The organism is Pseudomonadota bacterium, from assembly GCA_026388275.1.
Classification (GTDB): domain Bacteria; phylum Desulfobacterota; class Syntrophorhabdia; order Syntrophorhabdales; family Syntrophorhabdaceae; genus JAPLKB01.
Map to the genome: position 1 here is coordinate 59,459 of JAPLKB010000016.1, position 16,631 is coordinate 76,089.

The window sequence follows — 16,631 nt, forward strand, 5'->3', positions numbered from 1 at the left end:
TCAAACTCCTTTGCTCATATTATTTAAAAAATCTTTGTTTGATTCGGTATCCAATAACTTTTCAACGAGAAACTCCATTGCATCAACCGGATTCATAGGCTGAAGCACTTTCCTTAATAGCCATGTCCTTGACAAATCGCCATTGTTGAGGAGAAGCTCTTCTTTTCTTGTCCCTGATTTATTTATATCAATGGCAGGGAATACCCTTTTTTCAGCAAGCTTCCGATCAAGGTATATTTCCATATTGCCTGTTCCCTTAAATTCTTCAAAAATTACCTCGTCCATCCTGCTCCCTGTATCTATAAGCGCTGTGGCAACTATTGTCAGGCTTCCGCCTTCTTCTATGTTTTTGGCAGCACCGAAAAATCTTCTTGGCTTCTGCATGGCAGATGCGTCTATACCGCCGGAGAGTATTTTTCCGCTTGACGGAACAACGGTATTGTAAGCTCTTGCAAGCCTTGTTATGCTGTCGAGTAAAATAACAACATCCCTTTTGTGCTCCACAAGTCTTTTGGCCTTTTCTATGACTATTTCAGCCACCTGAACGTGTCTTGTTGCCGGCTCATCAAAAGTGGAGCTGATAACTTCGCCCTTAACCGATCTCATCATATCCGTTACTTCTTCCGGTCTTTCATCGATCAAAAGAACGATGAGGCTGATCTCTTTGTGGTTTTCCGTAATGCTGTTTGCTATGTGCTGCAGGAGCATGGTTTTCCCTGTTCTGGGCGGGGCAACTATCAATCCCCTTTGTCCTTTTCCAACAGGTGTAAAGAGATCCATAACCCTTGTTGACATATTTTCCATGATCGTTTCGAGATTTATTCTCTCGTTAGGATATATGGGTGTAAGGTTGTCAAATATGATCTTGTCTTTAGCCACACTTGGATCATCAAAGTTAATCGTCTCAACCTTCAGCAGGGCAAAGTATTTTTCGTTGTCCTTTGGTGGTCTTATCTGTCCCGATACGGTGTCACCGGTTCTTAATCCGAACCTTTTTATTTGTGACGGGGAGATATATATATCGTCGGGACCTGGCAGGTAGTTAGAGTCGGTTGACCTTAAAAACCCGAAGCCTTCCGGGAGGATTTCGAGCACCCCTTCGCCGTTTACAGATTCGTTTTTATCCACAAATGCCTGAAGTATAGAAAAAATTATCTCCTGTTTTCTCATGCCGGAAGCGTTGTCCACACCCTGTTCTTTTGCTATGGCTGTTAGCTCCCCAATCCTTTTCCTTTTTAAATCGTTAAGATGCATATAGTTCTTCCTCCCATGCTTCAATCCTGCTTAAAAGATTGTCTACCTCTTTTTCGAGTTCTTCCACTGTACCGTTGTTATGAATAACAAGATCTGCCATTGCCTCTTTTTCCTTAAGTGGTATCTGGATTGCCGTCCTTTTATCTATATCGTCTTCGTCCATGCCTCTTCTTTTTAGTCTTTCCTTTGTCTTTACGGCATCCGTAGAAACAACCACGATCTTATTAAGCTCTTTGTTAAGACCCTTTTCAAATAATAAGGGGGCATCTATCACTATGGCTTTTACGCCTTTTTTCTCAAGTTTTTTTATTTTGCTGTACATCTGCTCCCCGACCTTGGGGTGAATTATATTTTCAAGTTTTTTCAATTTCTCTTTATCCTTAAAAACCAATTCTCTTATTTTCTCAACGGCTATATTGTCTTTTGTTATACAGTGGCCGCCGAGGGCTTCCTTAATATCATTTCTTACATCTTCCCGCTCTGCGACCTCTTTTGCTGTTTTATCGAGGTCTATTACTTCTATACCTTTTTTTCTAAGCATGCCCGATACGGTTGTTTTACCGCTTCCGACAACTCCTGTTATACCGATAAGAATCATATATCGAGGTTTTTGACATTCATGGCATTTTGTTCAATAAACGCCCTTCTTGTTTCGATGTTGTTACCCATAAGCACTGTGAACATTTGGTCTGCTTCTATGGCATCTTCTATTGTGACTCTCAAGAGGCTTCTTCTCAAGGGGTCCATCGTGGTTTCCCAAAGCTGCTCGGGGTTCATTTCACCCAAACCTTTATATCTCTGTATGGTTATGCCTTCTTTTCCTTTTTCATTAATGAATCTTAGAAATTCTTCTGCACTTGCAATCGTTTCCTCTTTTCCACTGCTTACAACTTTAACCTTCTTTTCATAGAAGTCATGTACTGTCGTATATTTTTCCAGGGTTTCAACATAATCAGCCTGGTTGCATATCTCATAATCTATTGTGTTGCCCTCTCCTTTCTGGTCATTTCGTTCTATATTTATTGTAAACAGGTTATGTTCTCTGTCCCTTGCTATCTCAGTGCTGTATCCGTAACCATCCAGATATTCCTTGAATTTATACAGCTTTTCCCCTCCTTCAAAATCCTCCCTGTTACGGATCTGTGCCCTGAGGAGGCTTATAATAACCTTCTTTCTCTTGCCAAGCCTTTTCATGTCCCTCAGATAATATTCTATACTCCTCACTTTTTCGACGCTCTGCATAAATTCGTCTTTACCGATCTCTATATCACCAATATAACAAACTGTTTTTTCTATTCCCCTTTGTGTTACAAACTTTTCAAACTCATCCTCGTCTTTTATATACAGTTCTTTTCCGCCATGTTTTATCTTATAAAGAGGCGGTTGTGCAATATACATATACCCGTTTGCTATCAGGTCCGGCATCTTTCTGTAAAACAGGGTGAGAAGTAGCGTCCTTATGTGTGCGCCGTCAACATCTGCATCTGTCATGATGATAATCTTTTTATATCTCAGCCTGTCGATGCCGTTCAGATTGGTGCCCAGGGCAAGGTAGACGTTCCTTACCTCCTGATTTGAAAGTACCTTTTCCGGCCTTGATTTTTCAACATTTAAAATTTTTCCTTTTAAGGGAAGTATTGCCTGTATTTTTCTGTCTCTTCCCTGTTTTGCAGAACCTCCAGCGGAATCGCCCTCAACAATAAACAGTTCACACAGGTCCGGGTTGGTTTCCTGACAATCAGCAAGCTTTCCCGGTAAAATACCGCTTTCTATTAAACTCTTGCTCTTTATAAGATCCTTAGCCTTTCTTGCTGCTTCCCGTGCTCTTTTTGTTTCTATTACTTTACTTACAATAATCTTTGCAATGTTTTGATTTAATTCGAAATATTCAGCAAGTTTTTCATTTAAAACAGATTCTACTAAACCTTTTATTTCGCTATTTCCAAGTTTTGCCTTTGTTTGTCCTTCAAATTGAGGGTTTTGAATTTTTGTATTAATAACCGCAACAAGTCCCTCTTTTACATCGTCTCCCGATATCGGTTCTTTTGTTTTTTGTGAGCTATTCGTTTGAATGAAATTATTGATACACCTTGTCAGGGCGCTCCTGAAGCCTGCTACGTGCGTACCGCCCTCCTGGGTGTTTACATTATTTACAAAACTATATACATTTTCATTATATCCTTCATTATACTGAATGCCAACTTCTAATGAATCAAGCAGATTTTTCGAGCTTGCTATAAAAATTGGTTCGTCGAACAGAACATTTTTATTGCTGTTTAAAAATTTTACGAATGCTTTTATGCCGCCTTCGTGTTTAAACTCCTGTCGTTTCCCTTTTCTTTCATCCATAAGAATTATGTATATACCGTTGTTAAGAAATGATATTTCCCTCATCCTGTGTGCCAGTGTTTCATTGCTGAATTCTATGGATTCGAATATTTCTTTATCTGGTTTAAACCATATCTTCGTCCCTGTTTTTTCCGTATCACCTATTATTTTCAACTCTGTTTTTTTATTTCCGCCTTCATACCTCTGAGAAAATACACTGCCGCCCCTTCTTACCTCAACTTCGAGAAACTCCGAGAGAGCATTTACAACAGACAAACCCACCCCATGCAACCCTGCAGAATATTTATATGAATCTTTATCAAATTTTCCGCCTGCATGCAGTTTTGTAAGTACAACTTCCAATGCGGGCATGTTTTCTTCTTCATGCATCTCTGTGGGTATTCCCCTTCCGTTATCCTCACATGTAACGCTGTTATCCCTGTGTATCGTAATGGTTATTCTGTTGCAGAATCCCTCCAGTGCCTCATCAATACTATTATCAACAATTTCATACACAAGGTGGTGGAGTCCTTCAAACCCGGTATTTCCTATATACATAGACGGCACTTTTCTAACAGCATCAAGCCCGCCCAGTATTTTTATGCTTCCTGCTCCATACTCCCTTATTTCATTTTCACTCATTCCGCTATATCCTTATTGGCATTATAATATTTCTGTGATCTGTTCCTTCTTCTCCCTCAAAGAGTACTGCACCATACGACTCGGGTGTTTTTATAATAATTTTATTCCCTTGCACGTGCGATACCACATCCATTATAAACTTCACATTAAAGTTCATATTTACTTCTTCACCTTCATAATTTATGTCTATAACTTCTTTCGCCCTTCCAACATCCGATTCTGCTTCAATTTCCATCCTGTTTTTCAAAAAGCTTATCTTAACTGGTTCTGATCTCCCGATTATTGCTGAAACCTTTTTTATACCTTTATAAAAGGTTTCCTTATCAACCGATATTATATTCACATTATTTTCTGGTATAACATTATCATAGTCAGGAAAGTTTCCCTCGATGGTTCTGGAAATAAGTGTAATCATATCCGTACTGACTTGTACGTGCTTGTCATCTATCATAATTTTTACTTCGTCTTTCTCTTCTATTACTCTTTCCATCTCCGATATAGATCTTTTAGGTATTATAATGCCCTTAAAGGCCTTTAATCCTTCGATCTCTTTCTGGCATAAAGACATCCTGTAGCCATCAGTCCCTACAACAACCATTTTTCCTTCTGTGCCCTTCAAATACATGCCCGTCAACACATATCTGGTCTCATCAACTGACACAGCAAAATCCACTTTATTTATCATTTCGAGCAGCAAACTGCCTTTTACAATAAATTCTTCTTGTCCTGTTATACTCTTAACCTCTGGAAACTCTTCAGGGTCTTGCAGACCTAAAACAAATTCGGATTGCTTCTGTTTTATTATTAACATATTTTCTTTAATTTCCAGATTAATATCTCCATTATCCATTTCTCTGAGTATTTCCTGCAATTTTCTTCCATGCAATATTATTTTCTTTTCAGTATCTACTTTACAATCCAGATATCCTATAGCGCTTATCTCAAGATCTGTAGAATAAATTTTTGTATTTTCAGTTCCAAATTCTATAAGAAGATTTGAAAGAATAGGCATAAGAGATTTTTTTTCAGTTATGCTTGCAAGTTTTGCAATGGGAGCAAGAAAAATGTTTTTATCTAATATTATGTTCATATATTCTCCTTTATAGTAATAGTAATATATGATGTTGAATTGTTGATAAACCAAAATTGTTAATTAAACCAAATGCATTAGAAACAATAAAAAAATAAAGAATGTTTAAACTGTGTGTGGTCATGTAGACTTAACCTTCGCTTCCAACTTTTCAACAGTGTTTTTCAACTCTTTTTTAACTTTAATTTCTTCTTCAATTTTTTTAATAGAGTGGATAATAGTGGCGTGATCCTTTCCGCCAAACTTTTCACCAATGCTCACCAGGGAAAGATCAGTCAATTTTCTTGAAAGATATATAGCAACCTGACGAGGCACCATAACCGACCGCACCCTTTTTGCCGACTTAATATCTGAAATCTTAATAGAATAGTAATTGGTGACCTCTTTTATGATCACATCTATTGTAATTTCTTTCTTTTTTTCTTTAATAATGCTACCCATAACTTCCTTTGCAAGATCAAGCGTTATAGGGGTGTTACTTAAAGAAGCAAATGCACCGACCCGGATTAAAGAACCCTCAAGAGACCTTACGCTATCTTCTGCGTTGGATGCGATAAAAAAAGCAACATCGTTCGGAAGGTCAATATTTTCAAGCTCTGCTTTTTTGTTTAGAATCGCAACTTTTGTTTCAATATCCGGAGACTGTATATCAGCAATAAGACCCCATTCAAAACGTGATTTTAACCTCTCTTCAAAATTCTCGATATCACGGGGAAATTTATCGCTTGTAGCCACAATCTGCTTCATGTTGTCATAAAGTGCATTAAAAGTATGGAAAAACTCCGCCTGTGTCCTTTCTTTGCCGGCAATAAATTGTATGTCATCTATTAATAAAATATCCATCTTTCGGAATTTATTTCTAAAATTATCCATTTTGTCATATCTTATTGAGTTTATAAGTTCATTCATAAATATTTCCGCTGTAATATAACAAATACGATCAGCACCTTTATTCCCGTGTTTTATGAGAAAATTACCTATCGCATTCAAAAGGTGTGTTTTTCCTAATCCTACTCCGCCATATATAAAAAGCGGGTTATATGTTTTTCCTGGGTTTGTCGATACAGCAAGGCATGCAGCATTTGCAAACTGGTTACTTCCCCCTACTACAAAATTTTCAAACGTGTATTTCGGATTAAATGTATACTTTGTATTAAAGGTATTATACTGCTCACCTCTTTTTACTGCAACAACCTTTTTGTCTCTATTTTCCTCTTCCTTTTTTAATATATATTCAATTTTTGAGTTTTCTTTTGTAATTTCTTTTATAAGAACAAGAAGAACAGGCTCAAAGTTCTCAATAACCCAGTCCCTGAAAAATGCGTTTGGTACGGAAACAAGGCATTTACAGTCCTTATAATCTACATATTTTATTGGCTCGATCCAGGTTTTAAAACTGTCCTCGCTTATTATACCCGCAATCTTCGCTTTTATTTGAGATAATATATCAGACATAATACTAAAATTGTTTTTTCAACATTTTTTCAACATATGTGGAAAACTTAAGTGTTGTAGAAAGGCTTAAACAACATAGTAATATAATATTTAGAAAAATTCAACTGTTTTTATAAGAGACATACTGTGTAATAAAAAACATAGGTCATTTTTCTTAAACACTTAAAAAATCAGCATCGACCACAAAGGGCTAACCCTATTAGATTGTTATTGATTGGTTTTATATGTTCTGTTAATATGTCAGACACGATATGTTACAAAAAACATTAACGCTGACCCTTATTCTTCTCTTTGCCATTATGGCTACACCCGTTGTTGCAGACGAATATAGCGAGGCAATAAAGAAGGCAAAAGCCGAAGATAAACCCGTGGTTATTTATTTCTATAGTAAATATTGCCGATATTGCGATGCAATGGATAGGGATGTATTGTTTGATAAAGAAATAAAAAAGGCATTAAGCGAGGAAACCGTCTACCTGAGAGTCGATGTTGACAAAGCACAACAAATGACAAGGCTCTATAATGTAAGAGGTTATCCCACCACATATCTTCTTGATCCGGCAGGAAATGGCATTGCATCTATACCCGGTTACAAACCAAAGAACGATTTTAAAAAAATTCTCGCGTTCCTAAAGGGAAGACACTATAAAAAAATGAGCTTGCGCACTTTTATGTCATCATAGAGTACTATAAAACACTTCTGAAACCGACAAAACTTTTTTGCCAATATGTTGAGTTTATATTATCTACAGTAACGCCCCTCGAACTCGAGGAGTGAATAAAATCTGTTTTATTTATCATTATACCTGAATGGAGATTCTTCTTTATTTTAAAAAACACAAGATCTCCAGGTAAAACACTGTCCCGCGGAACATCATAACCGGTTTTTACCAGACCCTCCGTCATGACAGGAAGAGTTATATTAACCTTTTTATATACATAGTAAATAAGGCCACTACAGTCAAACACATCCGGACCTTTTGCGCCATTTTTGTAAGACTTGCCAAGAAGTGCAATGGTGTGTTGAATAATGTCATTCCTCACCCCCTCCACAGGCTCATAAATCTTAACCTGTTTAGGAGCACAACCAACAATAACAGCAAGGAGAGCCACGATAAACAATAATTTTGTATACCGGCGCTCAACAATGGATATATACCGCCTTATCTTCATTTTTTAAGGACAATCCTTTATAATATCAACCATGCCGGCAAGGGAGCCGTTTTGAATAGAATGCGTAAGAAAGGGTTTCATGTTAGAACAGGGATGAAACCCTATGGACAGGGAAACGGCTTCGAACATGCCCTTATCGCCTTCCCCGTCACCGATTGCACAAGCTGCTGACTTTTCTATGCCCATGTCCTTTAATATTTTTTCAACCCAATGCCCTTTTCTGTCGTATTCGACATTAATCCGGGTTTCTCCCGTAAGAATGCCCTTTTCTACCAATAGCTCGTTTGATAGAGACATGTGTATTCCAAGATCGCTCTTCACCCTGTCCACAACGAAGGAAAGGCCCGTTGAGATTATTACCGTAAAAATTCCCGTTTCTTTTAGCGCTGCCAATGTTTCTTTCGCGCCTTCCTGATAAGGTATCTGACCTACTATCTTCAGAACATCATGCAATGGAAGCCCCTTCCACAAAAGAGCATCTCTTCTGCAGAACTCACCATAGTCTATGCTGCCTTCTTTAAATAGTCTTTGAAACTCGTCGGCATTGCTTTCCCATATGTTAAGTCTTCTGTGTATATATTCCCAACTGCTCTTTACCTTTGTTAGCGTACCATCACAGTCGAAAAAAACTATTTTTATTGGCATCAGCTTTTATATCACCAAAAAATAAAAAAATCTATCTGATCTTAAGAATAAATCGCCAGCTATATATACCGCGGTTTGTTTTAATGCCGGCGCCGCTTAACCATCACACCCGTCAATTGTGTAATCAAATTCAGAAAGCACTGTAAATAATTTAAAAAAACATATAAAATACTTTTACACGACTCTATGTAAAGGAGCTGTTTTGAGAATTCTTCTTGTTGAGGATGATGTAAAGATCGCATCATTTATTATAAAAGGTTTAAAAGCTGACGGCTATGCAGTGGATCATGCAACCGACGGAAAGGAGGGCCTTTTACTGGCCCTGGACGGGCTCTACGATGCCGGGATTATTGATATTATGCTCCCGAAGATGAACGGGTTGTTGCTCATAGAAGAGGTGCGCAGGAAAAAAATATCTACGCCATTCATTATTTTAAGCGCAAAAGGGTCTGTGGATGACCGCGTGAAGGGTCTCCAGGCAGGCGGCGATGATTACCTTACCAAGCCCTTTGCTTTTTCTGAACTCCTTGCGAGGGTTCAGGCGTTGATCCGCAGGGCAAGCGGCATCGTTGAGCCGACAGGTCTTAACGTAAGCGGTTTATCCATAAACCTCTTGAGCCGGCAGGTTACACGAGAAGGCAAGAAGATAGATTTACAGCCTATGGAATTTTCCCTCCTTGAATATCTCATGAGGAATTCCGGGCGGGTAGTCTCCAAGACCATGATTATGGAACACGTATGGAATTATAATTTTGATCCCGAAACGAATGTAATCGAAGCGCGTATCTGCAGGTTGAGGGATAAAATAGACAGAGATTTCCAGGAGAAGCTAATCCACACTGTCAGGGGGGCAGGATATACCATTAAGGATAGCCATGGGCATTAGAAACACCCTGGCCTTCAGGCTTACGCTCTGGTATGCAGGAATTTTTACCCTGTCTTCTTGTGTGTCATTTCTTCTCTTTTATATGCTTATTCTTTCGGTGATTCAGGACAGGACAGACCAGGAACTCTTAGGCCAGGCCAGGCGCTTCGCAACTATTTTGTCCAGTGAAGGCGTCGAAGAGGTCAAAAAGAACGCTGTTATTGAAGCCCAGGCCGCCGGCGTACGAAAGGTCTTTTTCCGCTTCCTCTATCCCGACGGAACGGTTTTTTCATCTTCTAATATGACCTATCTGCAGCGCATAGGCATACACCGCGAGGCTATTCAGAAATTACTTCGTGACAGAGGCCGTGTCATTGAAACCATAACCATCCCCGACCGGAATGATAAAATGCGAGTCCTGTATGTGATGCTGAACCCGGGCATCATAATGCAGATCGGGCAGACAATGGAAGATTATTCGCGATTCCTTATCGCATTTAAAGGTATTTTTACAGGGACCATGGTCTTTCTCATCGCATTTGCTGCAGGAATAGGCTGGTTTATGGCCAGACGGGCAATGTCCGGTGTCGAAGCTGTTACGAGAACGGCCCGGAAAATTTCCGGGGACAGCCTGGAAGAGCGGGTTCCTGTGAAGGCAAGGGGCGATGAAATAGATCAGTTGGCCGTTACATTCAATCAAATGTTGGACCGTATTCAAACCCTGCTCAGGGAAATGAAGGAGATGAGCGACAACATTGCCCATGACCTGAAAAGTCCCATTACAAGGATCAGGGGCATAGCTGAAGTAACCATGACAACAGGAAAGACATTAAACGAATTTGAAGGCATGGCGGCAAACACTATCGAAGAATGTGACCGCCTCCTTGATATGATTAATACCATGCTCCTTATTTCCCGCACAGAGGCAGGTGTGGACAACCCCCCCCTGAAAGAGACAGATGTCTCATGGCTTGTACAAAATATCTGTGAACTTTTTGAGCCTGGCGCAGAAGACAAGGGGATCGCCCTCCACTATCATACGGAGAATAATGTAAGGATAAACGGAGACGTAAGAATGCTGCAGCGGATGTTCTCCAACCTCCTCGACAATGCCGTCAAATATACTCCCCCCGGAGGATCGGTGAACGTCGACCTTTCTGAAAACAGTGCCGGTCAGGCTGTTATCTCCATCAAAGATACCGGCATGGGCATTTCCACAGAAGACCTCCCTCATATATTTGATCGTTTCTACCGGAGCGATCGGAGTCGGTCGACAACCGGCATGGGACTGGGGTTAAGTCTGGCAAGAGCCATCGCCCGTGCCCATGGCGGAGACATTACGGTTGCCGGTCCATCCGGCCAGGGTAGCACATTTATCATCATTTTGCCAAAAATATAACCCGACAGGCCATAATTCAACATTATCTTTTTGTAATCTTCGCGTAATGTTCAGATTAACTTCGTAGTTTATAATTGATTAAAAGAAAGGTTCCTCGAACCTACTGTAAAAAGAAAAGGAGTGTAAAATGGAACAGAAGCGCGCATTCAGAATGATCCTCATAGCCCTGGTTGTTGTAGGCCTTACCGTGGGGTTTGGCTTCGGGATATCCCGTGCGGTGAAGGCCCCGGATCAGATTGTTTCAAAGAATTCGGATGTGCCCATTATGATACCGGGTAACTTTACCGAACTTGCTGAAAAAGTACGGCCTGGCGTTGTGAATATCCAGACGGTAAAAACAATAAAAGGAGGAGGCCGGGTTTTTCGCCATTTCTTCGGAAACCCCTTCGGGAACCAGAACCCTTTTGAAAATTTTCTTGGTCCACAAAATGGCGGGAATTTTGGAGGAGACTTTCACCAGAAGAGCCTTGGATCGGGCTTTATCATTGATCGTGACGGGTACATTGTTACCAATAATCATGTGGTTGAAAACGCAGAAGAGATCAAGGTAAGGCTTGCCGGCAATAAGGAATTCGATGCAAAGGTAATCGGCAGAGACCCCAAAACCGATCTTGCTTTGATAAAAATCAAGGGTTCTTCCGACTTACAACCCCTGAGAACAGGCAACTCTGATGATTTAAAGGTGGGGAGTTGGGTAGTTGCCATCGGCAGCCCCTTTGGACTGGAGCAGACAGTAACAGCAGGGATAATTAGCGCCAAAGGAAGAACCATCGGTTCAGGACCTTATGACAACTTCATACAGACCGATGCCTCCATCAATCCGGGAAACAGCGGCGGTCCCCTCATCAACACGAAAGGGGAGGTCATAGGCATAAATACTGCCATCGTCGCATCAGGCCAGGGGATAGGATTTGCAATCCCCATCAACACAGTAAATGAGGTAATTCCACAATTGAAAGAGAAGGGGAGGGTAACTCGCGGCTGGCTTGGTATAAGCATCCAGGAAATCACTGATGAACTTGCCAGGTCGTTTGGAATAAAAGAAAAAAAAGGTGCCCTTGTTGCCGATGTGTTTAAAGATGGACCGGCCGACAAGGCAGGCATCGAACAGGGAGATGTCATTACCGAGTTTGACGGCAAGGAAATCACCGAATCTAAAGATTTGCCAAGGATTGTGGCCACAACGCCCGTAGGAAAAACAGTCTCTGTAAAACTATGGAAAAACGGAAAAATCATTGCAAAGGAGGTGAAAATAGGTGAAATGGATGAAAAGACCGTGGAGGTTGCCAAGGCACCGGGCAACGGACGCTTTGGTATAGCGGTTCAGAGGATTACCCCTGAAATAGCCCACGGTCTGGGTTTAAAAAGCACTTCGGGCGTTGTGGTAACCCAGGTGGAGCCGGGAAGTCCTGCAGCAGATGCGGGCATCCGTAGGGGAGATGTGGTCCGCGAGGTAAACCGCAAATCCGTTAAAGACGTACAGGGCTTTCTCCAGATAATAGAACAGGCAAAAGACGGAGGCAGCATATTATTGCTTGTTCAGAGAGGTGAAAACAACCTGTACGTAGTTGTTACATTGAAGTAAGCTTTTACCGCTATCGGCTTAGGCCGGTAGCGGTTTATTTTCTCATGTAATGCATAATCCCGCCCTTAAGCCGACCACCCCGCTTCCCGTATAAAATATTTTTATTGCATTAGAAGGATGCCGTATATTATAAGTAAGATTCTTATAATGACTGACTGGGACAAAAGATACAGAGAAGGATTCTATAATGGCGCAAATAATCCGCACGAACTTTTAAAGAGATTCTGGCAGGTTATACCAAAAGGGCGCATTATTGATATAGCAATGGGAAACGGACGGGATGCCGGATTTCTTGCAGATAAAGGGTTTGATATGTACGGTATCGAAAGATCAATGGAAGCAATAAAAATAGCCGGGCAGTCATCAAAAAACAGCTTATCAATAATCTGCGGGGATGCCGGCCTTTTGCCTTTCAAACATGATATAGCGGAAGGCATTATCGTATTCTATTTTCTTCTGAGAAATATAATGGGGGATATAACAAGCATACTGAAAAAAGGCGGTGTGCTTATTTATGAAACTTTTTTGAAAAGACAAAACAACATTGACAGATGGAGAAACCCGGATTTTCTTCTTGACGACGGTGAGCTCATTTCTTATTTTAGAAAGTTTGAGATTCTTTTTTACGAAGAAACCATCTTAACCTCAGAAGAAGGGAAGCGCAAAGCTATAGCCAGATTTGTAGGGAGAAAAAAATGATTGTAGAATGGGACCCGGCACGGCCAAAAAAGAGAATAACCCAACTTATAAAAGAGACCCTTCTCAATGGCGGGGTTATAGCATATCCGACAGATACTTTTTACGGCATGGGATGCGATCTCTTTAATATAAAAGCTATAAGAAAACTCTATCTGATGAAAAGACTTGATGAAAAAAGAGCATTGAGCATCATATGCAGGGATTTTAAAGATGTAAGCACGTATGCTGTTATGAGCAATTTTGCCTTTGAAGTTCTCAAAGGATATTTGCCCGGGCCATACACATTTATTCTTAAAGCAAGAAGGATCATGCCAAAACTGCTCATGACCGTAAAAAAAGAAGTTGGGGTAAGAATCCCTGACCACCCCGTTCCTGTCGGTGTTGTAGAGATGATAGACAGACCGGTAATCAATACCAGCGCAAAACCTTACGGGGGCGAAGTATTCACAGATCCGAGAGATATAGAAAAAGCATTCAAGGGAAGCATAGACATAGTGATTGACGGCGGCATTATGGTTAGTGATCCATCAACCTTAATAAGTCTTGTAGAAGACAAGGTGGAAGTGCTGCGCGAAGGCAAGGGAGTGCTCAAGGGCCTTCTACAGGGATAGGGCCGTCACCCGAGCCTCTCCCGTGTATTCTTTGAAATTTTTGCCAAGCTCTCCAATAAGTTCCTTCCCCATTTTTCTCGCAGCACTCACAATCATAGAATATCTGCCGCCAATTATTATTGGCAACAACTACCTGCGCGCAGCCCTTTTTCTCTCTGTTTTTGTGTTCCTGATCTCTTCAATTGCATTTTTTATCTGTGCCAACTCGCTTTTTATTGCTCCCCTTTCTTTTTCAGATGCTTCAAGTTTTTCTTCAACTATTGCCATCTTAAAATTTGAATCATTGGCAGCAATAGGTTCTTTAAGATTTCTAAAATTGGTAACTTCAGCCTTGAGCATAATTACCATTATGCCAAGGGCTGCAACGAGAGCGACAAGAATAATCGTCCCGACAGGTAAATTTTTTGACATATGTTTTAGATTATTGACAGTCCAGTTTTTTCTCGTCGTTTCTTTGTTCTTATTTTTTTTCATTATTTCTTTGCTGGTACGTATGTTGGATATCAATTCTTCCATACTGAGCAATCTTTCTTCTGCTTTTACCATTTTAACCCCTCCTTGGTTGTGTTTGTATTGTCAAAAGTTTATGCTTTATCGTTCTGCTTTTGGAAGTTTTGTTGTCTGCCTTTTCCACTTGGTCGGGCGACTGCATGGCAGCAATGTCCATCTGCGGCGATCTGCTGTACCTTGCGATCCTCCGACGTACGTTCAGTACGCCTACGGCCTGCAAGGCTTGCATCTCATCCACATCTGAGACATTGCTGCCATGCAGTCGCCCACTCAACCCGGATTCACATATGCGCTTATGTGAATCCGAAATAAAGAAGGGGGTGAGTTTCTCTATTTTCATTTCCATTTTCTACCTCCTCCTAATTTATCTTTGTAGAGACTTGCCTTTGCTTAATCTTCATACCAATTTGTCGTGTAACTTTTGACAATGCCTATTGTCTTCTCTAAAGATATGTTTTGCAATTACCAGGCCAAACAGATAAAAAGGGTCAAAATGGTAATGCTATATCCTGACTATTATACGGGGAGTTTGAATAAACTTGGTATTGTCAAAAGTTTAATGAAAAATTGGATTCATCCTGAACTTTATACTTCGCGGTTTCTGCCTGAGGCACTGCTTTCTACCCGAATTTGATACTACGTGGCTTCCGCCTTAGATACAAAGCTCCTTCCTGAAAGTCGTGCTACACGGTTTTTTCATTACATACAACATTACACATGGCATTAAGTAATTGCATCATAACTTTTTACTTGCAAAATCCTTGAAATAGCAGGACAATGTAAATAATATTGAATAGTTTGTGCAGTCAATCGGCCAAGTAGTCGACTCCGGTTAAGAGCAATGGTATGGATACTGGGATATACGTAATTTTTTCTGTTTACTTAATTGTTATACCAAGAAAGGAGAAACAGTGGCAGATAGGCCACCCACAGTCTACAAATACGAGAGTTTCAACGTTCAATCTCTTCTCAATCTCAAGGCTCAATCGCTCTACTTTGGTTCCCCTCGAAACTTCAATGACCCCTATGACTGTGCAATAACCGCAACTGTCCGTGACCCTTCTGATGATGAAGTAGAGCTTGTTAGGAAACGTTACGTCAAGGATATGGCTACTCCCAATGCCGTAAAGGAGCGGTTTAAGTCAATGCCGTTAGACGAATTGAAGAAGGTATTAATCAGCGGTGCCAAGCAGGCCCTTGCTGATATGCAAGAAAAGTTCCTAAACACAAAAGGAGTGACCTGTTTTTCCGAATGTAACGACGACCTGCTCATGTGGGGACACTATGGCGGTCGGTATAAGGGCTTCTGTTTGGAATTTGCGACCGCAAAAGAACCGTTCACGAAACTTCGCCAAGTTCATTACGCCGATGTAATCCCGCAAGTTGACGTTGCCGATTGTATGGTCAACAAGAATTACGACAAGTTGTTGAACGATTTGTACTGCACTAAATCAAGCTCCTGGAAATACGAAAAAGAATGGCGAGCCATACATTCTGAGGCGGGTACGTTGTTTGGGTACGAAGCGGACGTGCTTAAAGCAATCTACTTCGGCCCCGATATCGAAAGGCAGGCGCTTGAAATCATATGCCTTATCGTACAAGGCCAAAACCCTGATGCCCAGTTCTTTCAAGGGAAACGCGGCGAAAAAGAATTCAAAGTTGAATTCAGCAGCGTTACGTATACCAGCTATGCCGAAGCTAAGCGTAAAGGGCTGGTATAACTCGGCGCTGCACCCGATCGCCGAAAAAGCCGGCTCCGGGTGAGCTTATCGTTATGAAGCTGATCGAAGGGACTTCAGACATGATGAAAGTCGGGGTGAAGATTCCGGATAATGCTAAAGGCAGGAGGGACAAGTGAAGAACAATTTAAGACTGACCAAAATCGTTGTGCCGGAAAACCCAGAAGACTACTATTTTGTGACCTTCACATCGGGAGAGCACGAAACTGAGGAAGTAGTTGAAAGGCATGACATTGACGTCGAGGTAATGGTGGAAGGAAAGATGCCCCTTAGTGAAGTCGAAAGCGTTGCAAAAGAACGAGCAACAAAGTTTGTAAAAGCCTTGGCCGGAGACCTCTGACACTTTCTTCACTTCACGAAATGGGCGGTGAAGAGAAAGACAAAGCTACTTCATAACCACTAGATGGGGAGCCGACTCCTTACAGTCGCGACTCATCATGGCGTTACTCTAATTTATTCAGTAATATGCAACTACTCTTACAGGCGACTCGCAACGACTTGTAGGTGCTATACGTAACAAAGTCTGCTTTGCCTTATTATTTTGGTTAGTTACACATCATTTCACATTATCCCTAATCCATGCTTTCGTGTCAACAATAATTTCATCAATTAACGGTTCCAATTCTGAAGACTTCA

General features: G+C 40.9%; 17 protein-coding genes. 8 read left to right on the forward strand and 9 right to left on the reverse strand.

The annotated features are described in order from the left end of the window. The 5 genes from rho to dnaA all read right to left on the reverse strand — a co-directional run bounded on the left by rho (nt 1) and on the right by dnaA (nt 6,769). Nucleotides 1-1,254, reverse strand: coding sequence for a transcription termination factor Rho (gene rho / locus NT010_04525; protein ID MCX5805321.1), 1,254 nt, complete (start codon nt 1,252-1,254; stop codon nt 1-3). Continuing rightward, on the reverse strand, nt 1,244-1,852 hold the full coding sequence (gene coaE / locus NT010_04530; protein ID MCX5805322.1) for a dephospho-CoA kinase: 609 nt from the start codon (nt 1,850-1,852) through the stop codon (nt 1,244-1,246). The genes rho and coaE overlap by 11 nt, the downstream gene beginning before the upstream one ends. After that, nucleotides 1,849-4,224, reverse strand: coding sequence for a DNA topoisomerase (ATP-hydrolyzing) subunit B (gene gyrB, locus NT010_04535; protein MCX5805323.1), 2,376 nt, complete (start codon nt 4,222-4,224; stop codon nt 1,849-1,851). Before gyrB ends, coaE begins: the two co-directional genes overlap by 4 nt. Nucleotides 4,225-4,228: 4 nt before the next feature. After that, on the reverse strand, nt 4,229-5,314 hold the full coding sequence (gene dnaN / locus NT010_04540; GenBank protein MCX5805324.1) for a DNA polymerase III subunit beta: 1,086 nt from the start codon (nt 5,312-5,314) through the stop codon (nt 4,229-4,231). A 120-nt stretch (nt 5,315-5,434) separates the two neighbouring features. Further along, nucleotides 5,435-6,769, reverse strand: a complete 1,335-nt coding sequence (gene dnaA, locus NT010_04545) for a chromosomal replication initiator protein DnaA (protein ID MCX5805325.1) — start codon at nt 6,767-6,769, stop codon at nt 5,435-5,437. A gap of 251 nt (nt 6,770-7,020) precedes the next feature. Between dnaA and NT010_04550 the strand changes: the two genes are divergently transcribed. Next, on the forward strand, nt 7,021-7,452 hold the full coding sequence (locus NT010_04550) for a thioredoxin family protein (protein ID MCX5805326.1): 432 nt from the start codon (nt 7,021-7,023) through the stop codon (nt 7,450-7,452). 4 nt (nt 7,453-7,456) lie between these two features. Here NT010_04550 and NT010_04555 read toward each other — a convergent pair whose 3' ends face one another. Together NT010_04555 and NT010_04560 are read right to left on the reverse strand one after the other, a co-directional pair. Next, entirely contained in the window at nt 7,457-7,942 is a 486-nt protein-coding gene (locus NT010_04555) for a C40 family peptidase (GenBank protein MCX5805327.1), read from the reverse strand. 3 nt (nt 7,943-7,945) lie between these two features. Then, nucleotides 7,946-8,587, reverse strand: a complete 642-nt coding sequence (locus NT010_04560; GenBank protein MCX5805328.1) for an HAD-IB family phosphatase — start codon at nt 8,585-8,587, stop codon at nt 7,946-7,948. A 202-nt stretch (nt 8,588-8,789) separates the two neighbouring features. Between NT010_04560 and NT010_04565 the strand changes: the two genes are divergently transcribed. From NT010_04565 to NT010_04585, 5 genes are all read left to right on the forward strand, one after another. Then, nucleotides 8,790-9,473, forward strand: coding sequence for a response regulator transcription factor (locus NT010_04565; protein ID MCX5805329.1), 684 nt, complete (start codon nt 8,790-8,792; stop codon nt 9,471-9,473). Continuing rightward, the gene (locus NT010_04570; protein ID MCX5805330.1) at nt 9,463-10,851 is read left to right on the forward strand and encodes an ATP-binding protein; all 1,389 of its coding nucleotides are present in this window, start codon (nt 9,463-9,465) and stop codon (nt 10,849-10,851) included. Before NT010_04565 ends, NT010_04570 begins: the two co-directional genes overlap by 11 nt. A 127-nt stretch (nt 10,852-10,978) precedes the next feature. Next, entirely contained in the window at nt 10,979-12,436 is a 1,458-nt protein-coding gene (locus NT010_04575) for a DegQ family serine endoprotease (GenBank protein ID MCX5805331.1), read from the forward strand. 147 nt (nt 12,437-12,583) lie between these two features. After that, complete coding sequence (locus NT010_04580; GenBank protein MCX5805332.1) at nt 12,584-13,135, forward strand: methyltransferase domain-containing protein; 552 nt, start codon at nt 12,584-12,586, stop codon at nt 13,133-13,135. Further along, a complete protein-coding gene (locus NT010_04585; GenBank protein ID MCX5805333.1) occupies nt 13,132-13,746 on the forward strand; it encodes an L-threonylcarbamoyladenylate synthase in 615 nt (204 codons plus the stop codon). The genes NT010_04580 and NT010_04585 overlap by 4 nt, the downstream gene beginning before the upstream one ends. Nucleotides 13,747-13,875: 129 nt before the next feature. Here NT010_04585 and NT010_04590 read toward each other — a convergent pair whose 3' ends face one another. Together NT010_04590 and NT010_04595 are read right to left on the reverse strand one after the other, a co-directional pair. Further along, nucleotides 13,876-14,292: a hypothetical protein gene (locus NT010_04590; protein MCX5805334.1), complete on the reverse strand. Its 417-nt coding sequence runs from the start codon at nt 14,290-14,292 to the stop codon at nt 13,876-13,878. Between the two features lies 1 nt (nt 14,293). Further along, nucleotides 14,294-14,602: a hypothetical protein gene (locus tag NT010_04595; GenBank protein ID MCX5805335.1), complete on the reverse strand. Its 309-nt coding sequence runs from the start codon at nt 14,600-14,602 to the stop codon at nt 14,294-14,296. A gap of 565 nt (nt 14,603-15,167) precedes the next feature. Here NT010_04595 and NT010_04600 point away from each other — a divergent pair. Beyond that, the gene (locus tag NT010_04600; GenBank protein MCX5805336.1) at nt 15,168-15,977 is read left to right on the forward strand and encodes a DUF2971 domain-containing protein; all 810 of its coding nucleotides are present in this window, start codon (nt 15,168-15,170) and stop codon (nt 15,975-15,977) included. Between the two features lie 133 nt (nt 15,978-16,110). Beyond that, entirely contained in the window at nt 16,111-16,335 is a 225-nt protein-coding gene (locus NT010_04605) for a hypothetical protein (protein ID MCX5805337.1), read from the forward strand. The last annotated feature ends 296 nt before the right edge of the window (nt 16,336-16,631 follow it).

What these genes read in the sequence shown, in the direction of transcription:
- dnaA (MCX5805325.1), bottom strand. Translation starts at nt 6,769, where the DNA reads ATGTCTGATATATTATCTCAAATAAAAGCGAAGATTGCGGGTATAATA.
- NT010_04570 (MCX5805330.1), top strand. Translation starts at nt 9,463, where the DNA reads ATGGGCATTAGAAACACCCTGGCCTTCAGGCTTACGCTCTGGTATGCA.
- NT010_04575 (MCX5805331.1), top strand. Translation starts at nt 10,979, where the DNA reads ATGGAACAGAAGCGCGCATTCAGAATGATCCTCATAGCCCTGGTTGTT.
- coaE (MCX5805322.1), bottom strand. Translation starts at nt 1,852, where the DNA reads ATGATTCTTATCGGTATAACAGGAGTTGTCGGAAGCGGTAAAACAACC.
- NT010_04555 (MCX5805327.1), bottom strand. Translation starts at nt 7,942, where the DNA reads ATGAAGATAAGGCGGTATATATCCATTGTTGAGCGCCGGTATACAAAA.
- rho (MCX5805321.1), bottom strand. Translation starts at nt 1,254, where the DNA reads ATGCATCTTAACGATTTAAAAAGGAAAAGGATTGGGGAGCTAACAGCC.
- NT010_04585 (MCX5805333.1), top strand. Translation starts at nt 13,132, where the DNA reads ATGATTGTAGAATGGGACCCGGCACGGCCAAAAAAGAGAATAACCCAA.
- NT010_04560 (MCX5805328.1), bottom strand. Translation starts at nt 8,587, where the DNA reads ATGCCAATAAAAATAGTTTTTTTCGACTGTGATGGTACGCTAACAAAG.
- NT010_04550 (MCX5805326.1), top strand. Translation starts at nt 7,021, where the DNA reads ATGTTACAAAAAACATTAACGCTGACCCTTATTCTTCTCTTTGCCATT.
- NT010_04595 (MCX5805335.1), bottom strand. Translation starts at nt 14,602, where the DNA reads ATGGAAATGAAAATAGAGAAACTCACCCCCTTCTTTATTTCGGATTCA.
- gyrB (MCX5805323.1), bottom strand. Translation starts at nt 4,224, where the DNA reads ATGAGTGAAAATGAAATAAGGGAGTATGGAGCAGGAAGCATAAAAATA.
- NT010_04580 (MCX5805332.1), top strand. Translation starts at nt 12,584, where the DNA reads ATGACTGACTGGGACAAAAGATACAGAGAAGGATTCTATAATGGCGCA.
- dnaN (MCX5805324.1), bottom strand. Translation starts at nt 5,314, where the DNA reads ATGAACATAATATTAGATAAAAACATTTTTCTTGCTCCCATTGCAAAA.
- NT010_04590 (MCX5805334.1), bottom strand. Translation starts at nt 14,292, where the DNA reads ATGGTAAAAGCAGAAGAAAGATTGCTCAGTATGGAAGAATTGATATCC.